Source organism: Streptomyces sp. NPDC101132 (genome assembly GCF_044759225.1).
GTDB lineage: Bacteria > Actinomycetota > Actinomycetes > Streptomycetales > Streptomycetaceae > Streptomyces.
In genome coordinates this window covers 147028-161351 of sequence record NZ_JBIVYX010000019.1, presented here as the reverse complement: position 1 = coordinate 161351, position 14324 = coordinate 147028, and the positions used below count along the sequence as shown (strand labels likewise).

Annotated in this window: 18 protein-coding genes; 13 read left to right on the top strand and 5 right to left on the bottom strand. The window is 72.6% G+C overall.

What is annotated here, in order from left to right; genetic code table 11:
* Positions 1-142 precede the first annotated feature (142 nt).
* The 3 genes from ACIQUR_RS32550 (at position 143) to ACIQUR_RS32540 (ending at position 1272) form a co-directional block, all read left to right on the top strand.
* Positions 143-640 carry a DUF1877 family protein gene (locus tag ACIQUR_RS32550; RefSeq protein WP_403672307.1) on the top strand — a complete coding sequence of 166 codons (498 nt, stop codon included), beginning with the start codon at positions 143-145 and terminating at the stop codon, positions 638-640.
* Positions 641-754: 114 nt separating this feature from the next.
* Complete coding sequence (locus ACIQUR_RS32545; protein ID WP_403672304.1) at positions 755-985, top strand: DUF6480 family protein; 231 nt, start codon at positions 755-757, stop codon at positions 983-985.
* Between the two features lie 101 nt (positions 986-1086).
* Positions 1087-1272 carry a hypothetical protein gene (locus ACIQUR_RS32540; RefSeq protein ID WP_403672301.1) on the top strand — a complete coding sequence of 62 codons (186 nt, stop codon included), beginning with the start codon at positions 1087-1089 and terminating at the stop codon, positions 1270-1272.
* Between the two features lie 21 nt (positions 1273-1293).
* Here ACIQUR_RS32540 and ACIQUR_RS32535 read toward each other — a convergent pair whose 3' ends face one another.
* On the bottom strand, positions 1294-2517 hold the full coding sequence (locus ACIQUR_RS32535) for an MFS transporter (RefSeq protein ID WP_403672298.1): 1224 nt from the start codon (positions 2515-2517) through the stop codon (positions 1294-1296).
* Between the two features lie 315 nt (positions 2518-2832).
* On the opposite strand from ACIQUR_RS32535, the gene ACIQUR_RS32530 reads away from it, so the two are divergent.
* The 7 genes from ACIQUR_RS32530 (at position 2833) to ACIQUR_RS32500 (ending at position 9135) form a co-directional block, all read left to right on the top strand.
* Positions 2833-3918 (top strand): threonine aldolase family protein, encoded by a 1086-nt coding sequence (locus ACIQUR_RS32530; RefSeq protein WP_403672295.1) that lies wholly within the window; start codon positions 2833-2835, stop codon positions 3916-3918.
* Positions 3915-5360: a condensation domain-containing protein gene (locus ACIQUR_RS32525; RefSeq protein ID WP_403672292.1), complete on the top strand. Its 1446-nt coding sequence runs from the start codon at positions 3915-3917 to the stop codon at positions 5358-5360. Before ACIQUR_RS32530 ends, ACIQUR_RS32525 begins: the two co-directional genes overlap by 4 nt.
* Before the next feature lie 59 nt (positions 5361-5419).
* Complete coding sequence (locus ACIQUR_RS32520) at positions 5420-6295, top strand: diiron oxygenase (RefSeq protein WP_403672289.1); 876 nt, start codon at positions 5420-5422, stop codon at positions 6293-6295.
* Positions 6282-6605 carry an acyl carrier protein gene (locus ACIQUR_RS32515; protein ID WP_403672286.1) on the top strand — a complete coding sequence of 108 codons (324 nt, stop codon included), beginning with the start codon at positions 6282-6284 and terminating at the stop codon, positions 6603-6605. The genes ACIQUR_RS32520 and ACIQUR_RS32515 overlap by 14 nt, the downstream gene beginning before the upstream one ends.
* Positions 6592-7467: a hypothetical protein gene (locus tag ACIQUR_RS32510; RefSeq protein WP_403672283.1), complete on the top strand. Its 876-nt coding sequence runs from the start codon at positions 6592-6594 to the stop codon at positions 7465-7467. Before ACIQUR_RS32515 ends, ACIQUR_RS32510 begins: the two co-directional genes overlap by 14 nt.
* Complete coding sequence (locus tag ACIQUR_RS32505; RefSeq protein ID WP_403672280.1) at positions 7464-8468, top strand: agmatine/peptidylarginine deiminase; 1005 nt, start codon at positions 7464-7466, stop codon at positions 8466-8468. The genes ACIQUR_RS32510 and ACIQUR_RS32505 overlap by 4 nt, the downstream gene beginning before the upstream one ends.
* Before the next feature lie 202 nt (positions 8469-8670).
* The gene (locus ACIQUR_RS32500) at positions 8671-9135 is read left to right on the top strand and encodes a DUF2199 domain-containing protein (protein ID WP_403672323.1); all 465 of its coding nucleotides are present in this window, start codon (positions 8671-8673) and stop codon (positions 9133-9135) included.
* A gap of 20 nt (positions 9136-9155) precedes the next feature.
* Here the strand turns inward: ACIQUR_RS32500 and ACIQUR_RS32495 are convergent, their stop codons facing one another.
* The 4 genes from ACIQUR_RS32495 to ACIQUR_RS32480 form a co-directional block, all read right to left on the bottom strand.
* Positions 9156-9641, bottom strand: a complete 486-nt coding sequence (locus ACIQUR_RS32495) for a DedA family protein (protein WP_403672277.1) — start codon at positions 9639-9641, stop codon at positions 9156-9158.
* A gap of 483 nt (positions 9642-10124) precedes the next feature.
* Positions 10125-10304, bottom strand: coding sequence for a three-helix bundle dimerization domain-containing protein (locus ACIQUR_RS32490; RefSeq protein ID WP_403672275.1), 180 nt, complete (start codon positions 10302-10304; stop codon positions 10125-10127).
* Positions 10305-10600: 296 nt separating this feature from the next.
* Positions 10601-11221 (bottom strand): hypothetical protein, encoded by a 621-nt coding sequence (locus tag ACIQUR_RS32485; protein ID WP_403672272.1) that lies wholly within the window; start codon positions 11219-11221, stop codon positions 10601-10603.
* 104 nt (positions 11222-11325) lie between these two features.
* Entirely contained in the window at positions 11326-12135 is an 810-nt protein-coding gene (locus tag ACIQUR_RS32480; RefSeq protein ID WP_403672269.1) for a VOC family protein, read from the bottom strand.
* A 107-nt stretch (positions 12136-12242) separates the two neighbouring features.
* Here ACIQUR_RS32480 and ACIQUR_RS32475 point away from each other — a divergent pair, with 107 nt between their 5' ends.
* The 3 genes from ACIQUR_RS32475 (at position 12243) to ACIQUR_RS32465 (ending at position 14127) form a co-directional block, all read left to right on the top strand.
* Complete coding sequence (locus ACIQUR_RS32475; protein WP_403672266.1) at positions 12243-12869, top strand: TetR/AcrR family transcriptional regulator; 627 nt, start codon at positions 12243-12245, stop codon at positions 12867-12869.
* 70 nt (positions 12870-12939) lie between these two features.
* Complete coding sequence (locus ACIQUR_RS32470; RefSeq protein WP_403672263.1) at positions 12940-13731, top strand: class I SAM-dependent methyltransferase; 792 nt, start codon at positions 12940-12942, stop codon at positions 13729-13731.
* Positions 13732-13905: 174 nt separating this feature from the next.
* Positions 13906-14127 carry a hypothetical protein gene (locus tag ACIQUR_RS32465; RefSeq protein WP_403672260.1) on the top strand — a complete coding sequence of 74 codons (222 nt, stop codon included), beginning with the start codon at positions 13906-13908 and terminating at the stop codon, positions 14125-14127.
* Positions 14128-14324: the final 197 nt, after the last annotated feature.

The window sequence follows — 14324 nt, the reverse complement described above, 5'->3', positions numbered from 1 at the left end:
GGAGCGGGGTCTGGTGCGTGCGATCGCAAGGCGGAGGAGGGAGTCAACGCGGAGCGTTGGCGACCGACGACAACGCGGCGAGCGTGCGTGCCAGGGCCCGCGAGCCCGGCGTGATCCGAAAGACAGGGCCTAGCCTGGGGCCATGCGTGACATCGGGGAGTACCTGCGCCTGACGGCGGACGAGTTGGCGCGCCTGAAGGAGGACCCGGTCTGGGCCTGGGACCACATGGAGGACGTCCGCGAGGGCGAGGAGCACACCGAGCCGGCGCCCGCCGACGCGCTGTACTTCACCACCTACACGGCCTGGCCCCTGCTCGGACTGCTGTTCCGACGTGCCGGTTTCCCCGTCGACGTGAGCCGCGGCGACGCCCGGGTGGTGTACCCGGACCCGACGGCGGGCGACTACGGCTACCTCACCGCCGACCGGGTCGCCGTCGCGGCACGCGAGCTGGCCGCGCTGCCGTACGACCGGCTGGCCGCGCACGCCGAGCCGGAGGAACTCGCCGGGCGGGGCCTGTGCCGGTACGACTGGGACGGGGCCGCGACGCTGGAGTGGGCCCGCCACTTCTACGACGGCCTCACGGCGTACTTCGCGGCCGCGGCCCGCGACGGGCACGCCGTACTGGTCTGGCAGCTGTGACGCGGCGTGTGCGGTGCGGCACCGCACGGCACCGCACGGCAGGCCGCCCGCCGGTGCCGGGAACGAATCGGGCCGCACCCGCATGCCGGTCCGGCATGCGGGGAGCAGCGGGTCATGAGCACCAGCAACCCCGACCCCGACCCCCGCACCACCCCCGGCCTGACCGGCGGCGCATCCGTACCGCCCGGTGAGACCCCGCCCGCCGAGTCCGGCACCGGAACGGGCACGGGACCGTACCGGCCGCTGAAGCGCGGCTGGGCCGGCGGCCCGCTCACGATCATCATCGTCCTCGCGGTCCTGGTGGCCCTGTTCTTCCTGGTCTACGGCATCCTCGTGGCCCTCTGAAACCCACCCGCCGCGGTCCCGCCTGTGCCATCATCGACATCCGACCGACACACGCACGTCCGGGGGGTTCCGTGCCGGCACTGGGCATTCTCTTCGCGATCATGATCGCGCTTGCCGTCATCCTGATCGTCACGATCATGCGCCGCCGCACCAGCGGCACCGAAACTGCCGAGGGCCTGCGCCTGGAACAGGACCGCCGGGTCCAGGCCCACCAGGACCGCATGTCGTACAACGCCATGCTGATGCACGGCACCCCGCCGACCATCAGCGACAGCTACCGCCCCTGACGCGGTCCGCCGCCCGGACGTTCACGCGTCGCCGCGGCCCGCCGGTACGGCGGTGGGGGACCCGGTCGCGTCCGACTCCGCGCCGGGGCCGGCGGCCGGCAGTCCCCGCGGCATCCGGCTCGCCGCGACGGCGATGAACAGCGCGACGCCGATGGCCGTGGCGATTCCGGTACGCAGCGAGCTCGCCTCCGCGACGAAGCCGATCAGCACCGGCCCGACGAGCAGGCCCGCGTAACCGATCGCCGACACCTGGGCGATGGCGGCGTCGGAGCGCCCCGGGACCACCGCCCCGGCCAGCGACATGCACAGCGGCACCACGATGCACACGGCCAGGCCCGTCATCCCGAACCCGGCGATCGCCCAGGCCGCGGACGGCGCCGCGACCACCAGCAGTACGCCGAGGGCCGTGGCGGTGCCGGCCGCCGCCAGGAGCGGCCGGCTGCCGAAGCGCAGGCGCAGCCGGTCGCCGAAGAGCCGCCCGGTGAACGTGGCCACCTCGTACAGCGGGTAGGCGAGGGCCGCGACCGCCTCCGTCGTGTGCAGCTCCCGGGTCAGGAGCAGGCCGCTCCAGTCCGCCACCAGCCCTTCCAGGAGGAGCGCCATGAAGGCGACGGCGCCGATCAGGTAGACGATGCCGGGCAGGTTGCCGCGCTGCTCCGTCTCCTCCTCCTCGGCCGGCTCGTCGAGGTACGTCCAGCCCACCGCGAAGGCCAGCGGCAGCGAGACGGCCGCCACGCCCAACACCGAAGCCGTGTACGGGACATCCAGCGCGGCCAGCAGCACGGCCAGCAGGCCGCCTGCCACCGCGCCGGCGCTCCACCCGGCGTGGAAGCCGTTCATCATCGGCCGCCCGGACCGCCGTTCGACCAGACTGCCCTGCGCGTTCATCATCGCCTCGGCCACACCGGACGTCACGCCGAAGCCCGCGGCGGCGGCGAGCAGCAGCGGGAACGAGGGGCTGAGGGCGATCAGGCCCACCGACACGGTCACCAGCGGCGTGCCGATCCGCAGCAGCAGCCGGTTCCCGACCGCCGCGACGATCCAGCGCATGCCCTGCATGGTGAGCGTCGCCGCGACGCCCCAGGACAGGATCACCAGTCCCACGTCGCCCGTGTCCAGGCCCAACTTGGCGGCCAGTCCCGGGAGTCTGGCGGCCAGGATGCCGTTCACCACGCCGACGAGGGCGAAGGTGCCGAGGACACCTCTGTGGGCGCGCCGCAGGACGCTTGCCGGGGGAGTCTGCATGCTCCGTCTTCCTGTGTGCTCATACGGGCAACTGCCAAGCACGTCAAGGCTGCACGGCAGGATTTCTTCTTGATCAGAAGTGTGCCGGAAGGCTTGCGCTGATTACTAGATCATCTCGTAGGATCTTCGCACCGGACATCGAGGGGAGTGGGAAAGGTACGGCTGCCACCAGCAGCCCATGACACCTTGCACCCCCCATTCATCCGGATCCCCCCCCACGCGTCCCGGCATCCCCGCATGCCCCGCGCATCCCCGTGATCCAGCCGACACCGCGGCGCCCGTACGAGGCGCGCCGCGTGAGTGAAGGACGAAGGATTGATCTCCCGACTGCACGACCCCGCCTCGCGGGGCTTCGCCAGCGACAACAACGCAGGAATCCACCCGGACGTCCTGGCCGCCCTCGCCACCGCCAACGAGGGCCACCAGACGGCGTACGGCGACGACGTCTACACCGAACGGCTCCAGCACGTCTTCCGCGACCACTTCGGCACGGGCGCGACTGTCTACCCCGTACTCACCGGCACCGGCGCGAACGTCGTGGGCCTCCAGGCCATGAGCGACCCCTGGGGCGCCGTCATCTGCGCCGAGACCGCGCACGTCAACACCGACGAATGCGGGGCGCCGGAGCGGATCGCCCACCTCAAGCTGCTCACCGTGCCGACCCCCGACGGCAAGCTCACGCCCGCCCTCATCGACCGGCAGGCAGGCGGCCGCGGCGACGTGCACCGCGCGCAGCCGACCGTCGTCACCCTCACCCAGCCCACCGAACTCGGCACCCTGTACACGCCGCAGGAGATCGCCGACATCTGCGCCCACGCCCACGAGCGCGGCATGACGGTGTACCTCGACGGCGCCCGGCTGGCCAACGCCGCGGCCGCTCTCGACGTCCCGCTGCGCGCCCTGACCACCGACGCGGGGGTGGACGTCCTCTCCTTCGGCGGCACCAAGAACGGCCTGCTGCTCGGCGAAGCGCTCGTCGTGCTCAACCCGGACGCCGTCCGCGGCACCGAGTTCCTGCGCAAGGCCGCGGCCCAGCTCGCCTCCAAGATGCGCTTCGTGTCGGCCCAGTTCATCGCCCTGATGGAGTCCGGAGCGTGGCTGGCCAACGCCCGCCACGCCAACGCCATGGCGAGCCGCCTGGCCGAAGCCGTCGGGGCGCTGGCCGGCGTACGCATCAGCCGGCCGGTGGAGTCCAACGCGGTCTTCGCCGTGCTGCCCGCCGACGCCACCGCCCGCCTCCAGAAGCGCCACCCCTTCTACGTGCGCGACGAACAGACCGGCGAGGTCCGCTGGATGTGCTCCTTCGACACCACCCCGGAGGACGTCGACGCCTTCGCCGCGACGGTGGCCGAGGAGCTCGCGGCGGTCCGGACGGGCACGGGAACGGTGGTGCCGACGTGACCACCCGCACGAACCACGGCACGAATCCCCGCACGAACCCCCCTACGAACGCCGACCCCGACCACAGCGGACAGCCGCTCCCCGCCAGGGTCCGCCGCGCGCCCTTCACCGGCGGGCGCGCCGTCGAAGCCGGGCTGAACTGGAGCCAGCAGGAGATCTGGGCGCTGATCGAGAAGTCGGCGCCGGACCACCACGTCTACAACGTGGTCGAGGCCTTCCGTGTGCCGGCCGGCGTCCGCCCCACCGAGGACGAGTGCCTCGACGCGCTCTCCTTCCTCCTCTCGCGCCACGAGGCGCTGCGCTCGGTCTTCCCGCGCAGGCCGGACGGCCGCGTCGTGCAACGCGTCCTCACCGAGGGCGAGTTGCCCGTGGAGTTCGTGGACACCCCCACGACCTCGGGCGACGAGATCGGCGTACTCGAACGGTTCTTCGCCACCCGCCGGTTCTCCTTCGCCGACGAACTCCCCATGCGCCTGGTGCTCCTGGTCACCGAGGGCCGCGTGTGGGGCGGCGTGTACGTCTTCTCGCACATGGCGGTCGACTGGTACGCCCTCCGGCACCTGGCCGAGGAGGTCACCGAGTACTTCCGCAACGGGCGTACGCTCCCTCCGCTGCCGCCCGGCACGATGACCTCCGCCGGCCTGGCCGAGTGGCAGGAGTCGCCCGAGGGCATCCGCCGGCGCGACCGCACCCTCGCCCACGTGACCGCGCTGTACCGCGACCGGCCGCCCCTCGCGCTGCCGCCCGCCGTCGCGGACCTCCCGGAGGCGTCGGCCTACCGGCAGGCGTCGCTCCGTTCGCACGCCGCGCAGCACGCCGCCGCCCGCATCGCGGTGGACACCGGCCTGAGCGTCGCGGCGGTCATCGTCGGCGCGACCTCCCTGCTGCTGCGCGAGCTGACCGGAAGCGACCGCATCGACCTGCACCTCACCAGCTCGCAGCGCTTCGGCCGGGACAGCCGCACCACCGTGGCCACGATGATGCAGGAGAGCTACTTCTCCGTGGACCTCGCGGGCGCCGACCTGCCCCAGGCGGTCAAACGGTCCTGGCTCGCGGCCATCACCGCCTTCCAGAAGTCCGGGTGCGACGCCGACAGCATGGACCGGCTCCTCGCCGAACTGGGCGGCGGCCCGGACGCACCGCTGCGCTTCGCCTACTGCCTCAACGACCGGCGCACGCTCCCGGCGGACACGGCCGTACGACGCGACGTGCCGGCCGCCGGCCTGCTGCCCCGCACCGTCTTCCGCCGGCTCCCGGTCACCGAGCAGGAGCCCTTCTACCTCATCGTCGACGACGGGGAGGAAACCGGGGACGAAGGCGCGGGCCCGTACCTCGAATTCTCCCTGACCTGCGACATCCGGCACGTCACCGAGGCCCGGATGGAGTCCTTCCTGCGCGAACTGGAGCGTTCGCTCGTCGCGCTCGCCGACTCCGCCGCATGACCGGGGCCGCCACCCGGGCGGCCGACCGTACCAGCACCACACCGAAAGAACGCATCACCATGGACGATTCCGGCTTCAGCACCATGCTCGCGCGCCTCTCCGAGAAGTCGCGCGACGAGTACTACAACCCGTACACCAAGTTCACCTGGCCCGACGCCGTGCCCGAGGACCAGTGGTGGATGAACCCCGACTACCTCACCGTCTCCGGCACCGGTCTGATCGACGACGAGAAGACCCTCAAGGCGCTCGCCCGCCACGAGACGGTCAACTTCTTCAGCCTGCACGTCCACGGCATCCGCGAGCTGATGATCGAGGTCGCGAAGCGCATCCACACGCCCGACTTCGCCGAGTACAACGAGTACCTGCACCACTTCATCGGCGAAGAGAACGCCCACATGTGGTTCTTCGCCGAGTTCTGCCACCGGTACACCGGCGGCATCTACCCGGAGGCCGCCTCGCCGCTCCGCCGCGAGGGCTTCGGCAACCTGTGGGACGACGTGATCGTCTTCTCCCGGATCCTGATCTTCGAAGAGATCTTCGACTACTACAACAGCCGCATGGGCAAGGACCAGCTGATCCCGGACATCCTCCGCGAGATCCACGCGGCGCACCACCACGACGAGAGCCGCCACGTCGCCTTCGGCAAGCAGCTCGTCAAGCGCCTCTACGACCGGGCCCTCGCCGCCGACCCGGACCGCCGCGAGGAGATCGAGAAGTACGTCAAGGACTACATGACGTACTCCGTGCGCAGCCTCTACAACCCGCAGATCTTCCGCGACTGCGGCGTCGAGAACCCCCTCGCCGTCCGGCGCGAGGCGCTCTCGCACCCGGTGCGCGAGGCCTTCCACGTCAAGCTCATGGCCCGGGTCGACCGCTTCTTCGTCGCCGCCGGAATCTTCAGCACCTCTTGGGGGACCGACCATGTCAGCGCATGAGAACACCAGCACCGGCACCAGCACCGGCACCGCCACCGGCGGCAGCGCGCCGACCACGCCGCACCCGTCGATGGACACCGTCCTCGCCTTCCTCCGGAAGCTCAACGCCTCCGTCGACACCATCGCCCGGGACCGCGACCTCATCGAGGCCCGCATCCTGGACTCGCTGGCCTTCGTCGAATTCCTCCTGCTCATCGAGGAACTGACCGGCGAGCCCGTCGACCTGGCCACCACGGACGTCGACAACTTCCGCACGCTGGAGCGCATCGACGCCTACCTCACGGAAGGTGCCGCCCGTGCCCACGCCTGATGCGGGCCTGCGCGCCCCCGTCGACGTCACCGACGGCCTCGTCACGCTCGGCCCCGAGGCGGTCCGCCTCCGCGCCGCCCTCGACCGGGTGTTCACCGGCTGGGCGGCCGCGGCCGGTGCCGCCGAGGTCCTCTACCCGCCGCTGATCCCGGTCGCCGACCTGGCGCGCTTCGACTACTTCACCAACTTCCCGCACCTGGTCCTGGCCGCCACGGCGGTGAACACGGACGCGATCGCCGACCTGCCCACGCACCCCGCGGAGCCGGGCACCACCCTCGGCGGCCGGCAGCTCGCCGAAGCCGGCCTGGTCCTGCCCTCGGCCGCCTGCTACAACGCGTACCTGTCGCTGGCGGGCAGCCGCCTCGACGAGCCGGCCCGGTTCACCACGATCGCCCAGTGCTTCCGCCGCGAAACGCACTACGAGGGCCTGCGCCGCCTGCACGGCTTCACGATGCGCGAGATCGTCGCCGTCGGCGACGCCGAAACGGTCAAGGGCCACCTCACCACCCACAAGGACCTCGTCCTCGGCTTCGCGGCCCACCTGGGCCTCGACCTCACCACCGAGGTCGCCACGGACCCGTTCTTCGACGCCAACGGCTCCCGGGCCGTGATGCAGCGGCTCTTCCCCACCAAGGAGGAGTTCGTCGCCGACGGCGGCCTCGCGATCGCCTCCGTCAACTACCACCGCAACTTCTTCGGCGAGCGCGCCGGGATCACGTACGCGGGCGAAGACGCCCACACCTCGTGCGTGGCCTTCGGCATGGAGCGGTGGCTGCACGTCCTTTCCGGGCGCTTCGACGGCGACTGGCGGGCCGCGGAAGAGGCGGTGGCGTCCTTCCCGCTCCCCGAGGCGACCTCATGACCGGTTTCCTGATGCCGGCCGAGTGGGAACCCCACGAGGCCTGCATGCTGGCCTGGCCGCCGTACGCCTCGCTGTGGGGCGACGCGTTCGGATCCGTGGAGCGGGAGTACGCCGAGGTCGTCCGGGCCATCGCCGCCTTCGAACCGGTGATCCTGCTCGTCCTGCCCGGCCAGGCCGAGCGGGTGCGGGCGCTGTGCGAGGTGGACGTCACCACCGTGGAAGTCCCCATGGACGACGCCTGGCTCCGCGCGACCGGCCCGATCGTGGTCCACGGCCCGCGGGGCCGGGTCGGCGTGGACTTCCGCTACAACTCCTTCGGCGAGCGCTTCCACCCGTATGCCCAGGACGACCGGATCACCGAGCGGCTGCTCCCCGTCCTGGGCATCGAGCGCCGGGCCACCATGACGGTCCTGGAAGGCGGGGCCATCAGCGTGGACGGCGAAGGCACCCTGATCGCCACCGAGCAGTGCGTACTCAACGCCAACCGCAACCCGCGGCTCGGCCGCGCGGACGTCGAGGCCGAGTTCGAGGCCCTGCTCGGCGCGACCAAGGTGATCTGGCTGCCGTACGGCCACCTCGCCGGCGACACCGACGGGCACGTGGACCACGTCTGCCAGTTCACCGGACCCGGCCGGGTCCTGGTGGAGGCGCCCGGCGACCCCGCCCGCCCCGACCACGCCCGCCTCAAGGCCAACCGAGCCGTCCTGGAAGCCGCCACCGACGCGGCCGGCCGGAGCCTGGAGATCCTCGAACTGCCTCCGCAGCAGCCGGTACGCGTCCACGGCCAGGACGCCGTCGTGAACTACATGAACTTCTACATCGCCAACGGCGGGGTGATCATGCCGCTGGCCGGCACGAGCCGCGACGCCGAGGCCCTGGAAGCCGCCGCCAGGGCCTTCCCGGACCACCGCGTCGTGGGAGTCGAAGCGACCACCCTGGCCACGGGCGACGCGGGCATCCACTGCATCACCCAACAACTCCCCACCCCCCGCCCCCACTGACCACCCCACCGACCCCGCCACCCCACGAGACCCGACGGGGCCGGCGGGGTCGGCGGGGTCGGCGGGTCGGCAGGCGGCAGTGACGCGGTGGCGGGGGAGGCCCCCGCCACCGCGTCGGTCACGGCAACTACGCTTCCGTGCCATGACCAGTGATCCCGGCTTCACCTGCGGGTGCTGCGGCGCCCACCACACCGAGCTGCCGATGAACCACACGGCCGAGGCGCCCGCCGTGTGGGACCCGTCGTTCGCCGACGCCGAGGACTGCCTGCTGTCGTCCGACCAGTGCGTCATCCGTGCGCAGTACTACTTCGTCAAAGGCCTGATCGAGATACCGGTAGTCGGCAGCGACGACGTGTTCTCCTGGGGGGTCTGGGTCTCGCTCAGCCGCGAGAACTTCTCCCGCGCCGCGGACCGGTGGGACACGCCGGGCCGCGAGGCCGAGCAGCCGTACTTCGGCTGGCTGACGACCGAGTTGCCGGTCTACTCGCCGTCGACGATCAACCTCAAGACCCGCGTCCACACCCGCCCGGTCGGCGAGCGCCCCTTCGTGGAACTGGAGCCCACCGACCATCCCCTCGCGGTCGAACAGCGCACCGGGATCACGCTGGACCGCGTACGGGAGATCGCGGCGGCCGGGCTCCACCCAGGCAGCGGCGGGCAGCACTGACGGCTCCCGCCCGGGCCCGGCTACGACTCCTCGGTTGCCGGTGTGCCGGGGGGCGGCGGGGTGCTCCTGCGGCGGCGGTACGCCACGATGCCGCAGGCCAGCAGGACGAGGGCGGCCACGCCGGACACGCCGAGGGCCGTCTGCTCGGCGAACAGGCGGGCCAGCACCTCCAGCACGCCGAGGCCGGCGGTCGCGTAGATCAGCGCCCAGGCCGCTCCGCCCAGGAACAGGGCGGGCAGGTAGCGCGACAGCGGCATCCGCATGCTGCCCGCCAGGAAATTGGCGGCGGTCTGGAATCCGACCGTGAAGAAGGAGACGGCCACCACCGGCGCGCCCCACCGCTGGATCGCCCGCTCGGCGCGCTGGAACTTCGCCGAGGAGATCCGCTCGGCGAACCGGCTGCGCCGCGCACCGGCACCCGCGAGCCACCCGAGGGCGAACGTCCCGCCGGCGCGGAGCAGCACGATGACGTACAGGGCCCCGGCCGTGAGCGCGATCCTATCCACGGCGCCCCGTCCCGCACTCCGGTCCGGAACCCGGGGCACCGGTCATCCGCCCGAGCGTCCGGCCCCAGCCGGGCGCACGACGCGCACAAGCCCGCTCAACGTCTCCCACCTGCGCCTGCCTCTGCCCGTTCCGTCCTATGGGTGCCACCTGCGCCACCGGACCCGAACCCGCACGCCCGCACGCCAAGCAAGGCAAGCCTAACCGAACGCCGATACGGCAGTACAGGCACCGGTCAAGGCACCGGTCCACCCGAGCGGAACCATCATCCCCCCGCCTCCGCGCCGCCGACGACGGCGGCCACCCCCCCCGCAACGCCACGACGGCCCTGGCCGGGCCGGCGGCGGAGGAGCAGTGCGTGCGCCGCGCTCCACCCACGAGGACGCGTCGTGACCGGCAGGCGCATTCCCCAGGCGGCGCCCGGACGGCCGTGCGGCCGCCGTACGCCGCCGGGTTCCGACCGCCATCGGCGAGCGCGGCCGGCATCAGCCGTCGAGCTCGCCCGGCCCCTCGGACGGCAGCAGGTCCCGGGCCCGGCGTTCCATCAGCACGGGGAGGTAGGTCCGCACGCGCGCGTACCTGAGCTCTTCGAACGCCGTCTGGACCGACCCGCGCACCACGTCGACGTCCACGTGGGGATGTGCCTTCATCAGGCGTTCGGCCACGAGGCGGATGGTGGAGGCATCTTCTTCCGATTCCGCCATCGGACACCTCGGCTCGGTCTCGTGCGGACTGCTTCCTCCCAGTGTGCTGGGCGCCGCCCGGGCCGGGAAGTCGATCACCCGCCGATGCCACGTCGCCCGCCGCCCGCCGCCCCACCCCCACCGGCCGGCCGCATCCCGCCGCGCCCGCCCGGCCCGCCGCCGGTGACCGCGTACCGGGAAGCCGAACCTCTCCACCCCGCCCCGCACGGCGGCCGCGCCGGCCGGTCCCACCCGCCCACGGAGCAGCGGGCGCAGGCTCAGGGCAGCCCCACCAACCCCCAACCCCGGTACGCGGCCTCGGCGGTCACCGCACCCCACTCCCGCAGCAGCGTGGTGAAGTCCTCGAAGCTCCCCGGGCGGCCCGCCCACCCCGCGCACTCGGCGGCGAACGGCTCCCTCAGCTCGTCCAGCCGCGGCTCCGCCCGCTCCCAGGCCCGCGCCTTGCCGCTCACCGACCCGGGCGGGCACACCAGCAGCACGCGCGGCCGCCCGCCGTCGCCGGCCGGCGGGAAGAACCCCCCGCCGCCGGTCAGCGCGGGATCGGCGTCCGGGTCCTCGTCCCAGATCAGGCCGCCGAGGAAGGTGTCCATCGCCTCGCGCAGCGCCGCGTCGACGAACCCCCGCACGTCGTCCCACGCATCACCCGCACGGAAGTGCGGGCTGTAGGCGCCGGTGGTGCAGGCGAAGTCGTACTCCGCGCACCAGGCCCCCTCGCGCTCCGGCGGCCAGATCCAGCCGCCCGCCACGGGGTACCTGTCGTACGCGTCGTCCCGCTCGGGCGGCCAGACGGCGTCCTCCAGCGCCCGGGCCCGGTCGTCGACGGCGAGGCGCCCCAACCGCTCCCAGTCGGCCATGAACAGCGAAAGATCCATCCCCATGCCGTGAGCCTAGACGGGGGCCTTTCCGGCACCGGCCTGCGCGTGGCCCGCACCCGCACCCGCGCACGCACGCGCACGGGAACCCCGGGCGAAGGACCCTGGCGTCACTCGGCCCACGGCAGGGGACGGGTGCCGTCCGTCCCGGGGACGGTCACCACGCCGTCGGCGCGCATCACGACGTACGCCGTGACGTCCTCCGGCGCCTCGATCCGCCGCACCGACCCCGGCCCGAGCACCAGGGCCTGGCCGGCCGCCACCCGCTCCTTGCGGCCCCCGCTGACGACCTCCAGGGCGCCGGAGGTGACCGTCCAGACCTGCTCGCGGCTGACCGCGTGATCCGGACCGGCCTGCCCCGCGGCCATCGTGACCGTCCAGGCGCTCAGCTCGGAGCTGCCGCGGCTGGGCGACGCATGCGTGGTCATGCGGGCGTTGGGCGTCTCGATGACCGCCTCGTCCGCAGGCGTCAGCACCAGCACGGCGCCTTCCGCCACCTCCTGGCTCGCCGTCTCACTCGCGGTATCGGACGGGCCGGGGTCAGCCCACTCCACGAGCTGGACCACGACCCCGTTGGGATCGGTGAGCTGGAAGAGCCGCTCGCCCCACGGCTCCTCGCGCAGCGGCATGGTGACGGGCGCGCCGGCCTCGCGCAGCCGGCGCTCCTCGGCTTCGAGGCCGTCGGCGACGGTGAGCGCCAGGATCACCCCACCCGCGCGCTGATCGCGCTGCTCCGGCGGGAGGACCTCGGTGCCCCGGCGCAACAGCACGACGTCCGCGGCGGCGTCCGCATCGCGGGTGAGCGAGACGAAGCCGTCGGCCTCGTGCACGACCCGGTAGCCGAGGTGGCTCCGCAGGAAGTCCCGCGAGGCGGCGGGGTCGTCGACGGTGAGGGACAGGGTGGACGTGGTGACCAGCAAGCGCGACTCCAAACTACTACCGAACTATTTTTACGACGGAGGTAAAAATATGGGACGCGACGGAGGTCGGTCAAGAGCATTTTTACGTCGAGCGTAAGATTGGGCTCATGACCACCGCGCCGGGACTCCGCGAGTCCAAGAAGCAGGAGACGCGCCAGGCGATCTCCGACAGCGCCACGCGCCTCTTCATCGACCAGGGCTTCGAGCGGACCACCATCGCCGAGATCGCCGCCGCGGCCCGGGTCGCCAAGAAGACGGTGACCAACTACTTCCCGCGCAAGGAGGATCTGGCCCTCGACCACCACGAGGCGTTCACCGAGAGCCTGGCCGGCGCGGTGGCCGGACGCGCCCCGGGGGAGAGCCCCTTCGCGGCGCTCGGCCGGGCCTTCCGCGCGACGCTGACGGAGCACAGCCCGGTCGCCGGCTTCACCGGCCCGGCGTTCGCCCGCATGGTCGCCGACAGCCCCACCCTCACGGCCCGGCTGCGGGAACTCCACGACCTCAGGGAGGAGGCCCTGGCCGCCGCCCTCGCCTCCGTCACCCCGCCGGACGCCCCTGCCGTCGCGCCCCGCGCCGCCGCCGCCCTCATCGCGGCCGCCGACCGCCTGCTGTTCCGCCGCATCCAGGAACTCACCCTGGCCGGCCGCACGAACGAGGAGATCGAAACCATCCTCACCCCGGAAGCGAACCACGTCCACGCCCTGCTCAACGCCGCCCTGAAGTCCTACGCCTGAGCCCCCGTCCGCGAACGCGGCAGCCTGCGATCGCCCAGTGGAGCACTCCGCCTCGGGCTACCGTCGACGGATGGACGAGGACCACGAGAAGTTCGACGCCGCCATGGCCGAGTGGCAGGCGTGGCAGGAGGCTCCCTGGGGCCGGCTGCGGTACGCGGTCGCCGAGGCGAACCTCGCCCGCCACCTCGACGCGCCGCACGGTGCCCCGCTCCGCGTGCTCGACCTGGCGGGCGGTGACGGCGGCGACGCCGTACGCCTCGCAGCGCGCGGCCACCACGTCACCGTCGTCGACCACGCCCCCGCGATGCTCGACGAAGCCACCGCCCGGGCCCGGGCGCGCGGCCTGGCGCACCGGATCACCTGTGTCCGCGCCGACGTCCACGCCCTGCCCTCCGGCCTCGTCACGGGTGAGTTCGACGTGGTGCTGTGCCACAGCCTGCTCGGGTACGTCGACGCACCCGCCCGGACGCTGTCCGCCGCCCTGGAACCGCTCAGGAGCGGGGGCCTGCTCTCGGTGATGGCGATGAACCGGCACTCCGCACCGCTGACCGTCGCCGTTCGCGAGCACGACCTCGCAGCGGCCCTGGCCGCGCTCGACGAAGACCGTACGTGGGCGCGCCTCTTCGACGCCGAGCTGCGGCTGCACACCGCCGAGGAACTGATCCCGCTGCTCCGGGACCTCGGCTGCCGGGACGTCCGTCACTACGGGATCCGGGCCGTCTGCGACTACGTCACCGACGAGGAGCGGAAGCACGACCCGGACTACTACGCCCAGCTCGAACGACTCGAACTCGCCCTGACCGATCGACACCCCTACATGCACACGGCCCGCATCCTCCAGCTCACGGCCCGCAAGAGGTAGCCGCGCCGACGGACGGACGGACGGCCGGAGGCGGTGGCGCGGGACGCGCAATGACCGGCCTCGTCTTGTGCGGTCACCCGTTGACACGCAAAGCTTCCGTCGCCAACCGACAGTCTGTGCAACCCGTTTGCCGGCACCTTCGGTCACGGGCAGCGAGGGAGGGGTCGTTCGATCATGTCGGCGAAGATGAAGCAGGCCGTGGGGATCGTTCTCGTCGCCGTGGGGGTGGTGCTCATCGCCGCCTTCCCGGACAGCACGTTCCTCTGGTTCGAGGGGCAGCCGGCCGGCGTCGTCCTGGTGGTGCTCGGAGTGATCGAGTTCGCGGAGAGCTTCTGGCGCGAGAGGTCCCGGGCCACCGGCACCGCCGACGGATCGCGCAGCGGAGGCGACCGCTAGGCCGCGGACGAGCGGCGGCGCGGCGCGGCGCGGGGAACCGCGCGACGTGCGCAGGCCGCGTGCGGGCACCCACGGCCGGGTGCCCGCACCACGTCCGGGCGACGGGGCGGGTGGCGGCATGGCGGCGGCGGGCCGGAAAATCGGATGCGTCCCAGCCGGCCCCTGTTAGCCTGGGCGGGACGTTGACGGTGTACCGA

Coding starts and splice junctions, on each gene's coding strand:
- ACIQUR_RS32550 (WP_403672307.1), top strand. CDS start 143: ATGCGTGACATCGGGGAGTACCTGCGCCTGACGGCGGACGAGTTGGCG.
- ACIQUR_RS32545 (WP_403672304.1), top strand. CDS start 755: ATGAGCACCAGCAACCCCGACCCCGACCCCCGCACCACCCCCGGCCTG.
- ACIQUR_RS32540 (WP_403672301.1), top strand. CDS start 1,087: ATGATCGCGCTTGCCGTCATCCTGATCGTCACGATCATGCGCCGCCGC.
- ACIQUR_RS32535 (WP_403672298.1), bottom strand. CDS start 2,517: ATGCAGACTCCCCCGGCAAGCGTCCTGCGGCGCGCCCACAGAGGTGTC.
- ACIQUR_RS32520 (WP_403672289.1), top strand. CDS start 5,420: ATGGACGATTCCGGCTTCAGCACCATGCTCGCGCGCCTCTCCGAGAAG.
- ACIQUR_RS32515 (WP_403672286.1), top strand. CDS start 6,282: ATGTCAGCGCATGAGAACACCAGCACCGGCACCAGCACCGGCACCGCC.
- ACIQUR_RS32505 (WP_403672280.1), top strand. CDS start 7,464: ATGACCGGTTTCCTGATGCCGGCCGAGTGGGAACCCCACGAGGCCTGC.
- ACIQUR_RS32500 (WP_403672323.1), top strand. CDS start 8,671: ATGAACCACACGGCCGAGGCGCCCGCCGTGTGGGACCCGTCGTTCGCC.
- ACIQUR_RS32485 (WP_403672272.1), bottom strand. CDS start 11,221: ATGGGGATGGATCTTTCGCTGTTCATGGCCGACTGGGAGCGGTTGGGG.
- ACIQUR_RS32475 (WP_403672266.1), top strand. CDS start 12,243: ATGACCACCGCGCCGGGACTCCGCGAGTCCAAGAAGCAGGAGACGCGC.
- ACIQUR_RS32470 (WP_403672263.1), top strand. CDS start 12,940: ATGGACGAGGACCACGAGAAGTTCGACGCCGCCATGGCCGAGTGGCAG.
- ACIQUR_RS32465 (WP_403672260.1), top strand. CDS start 13,906: ATGTCGGCGAAGATGAAGCAGGCCGTGGGGATCGTTCTCGTCGCCGTG.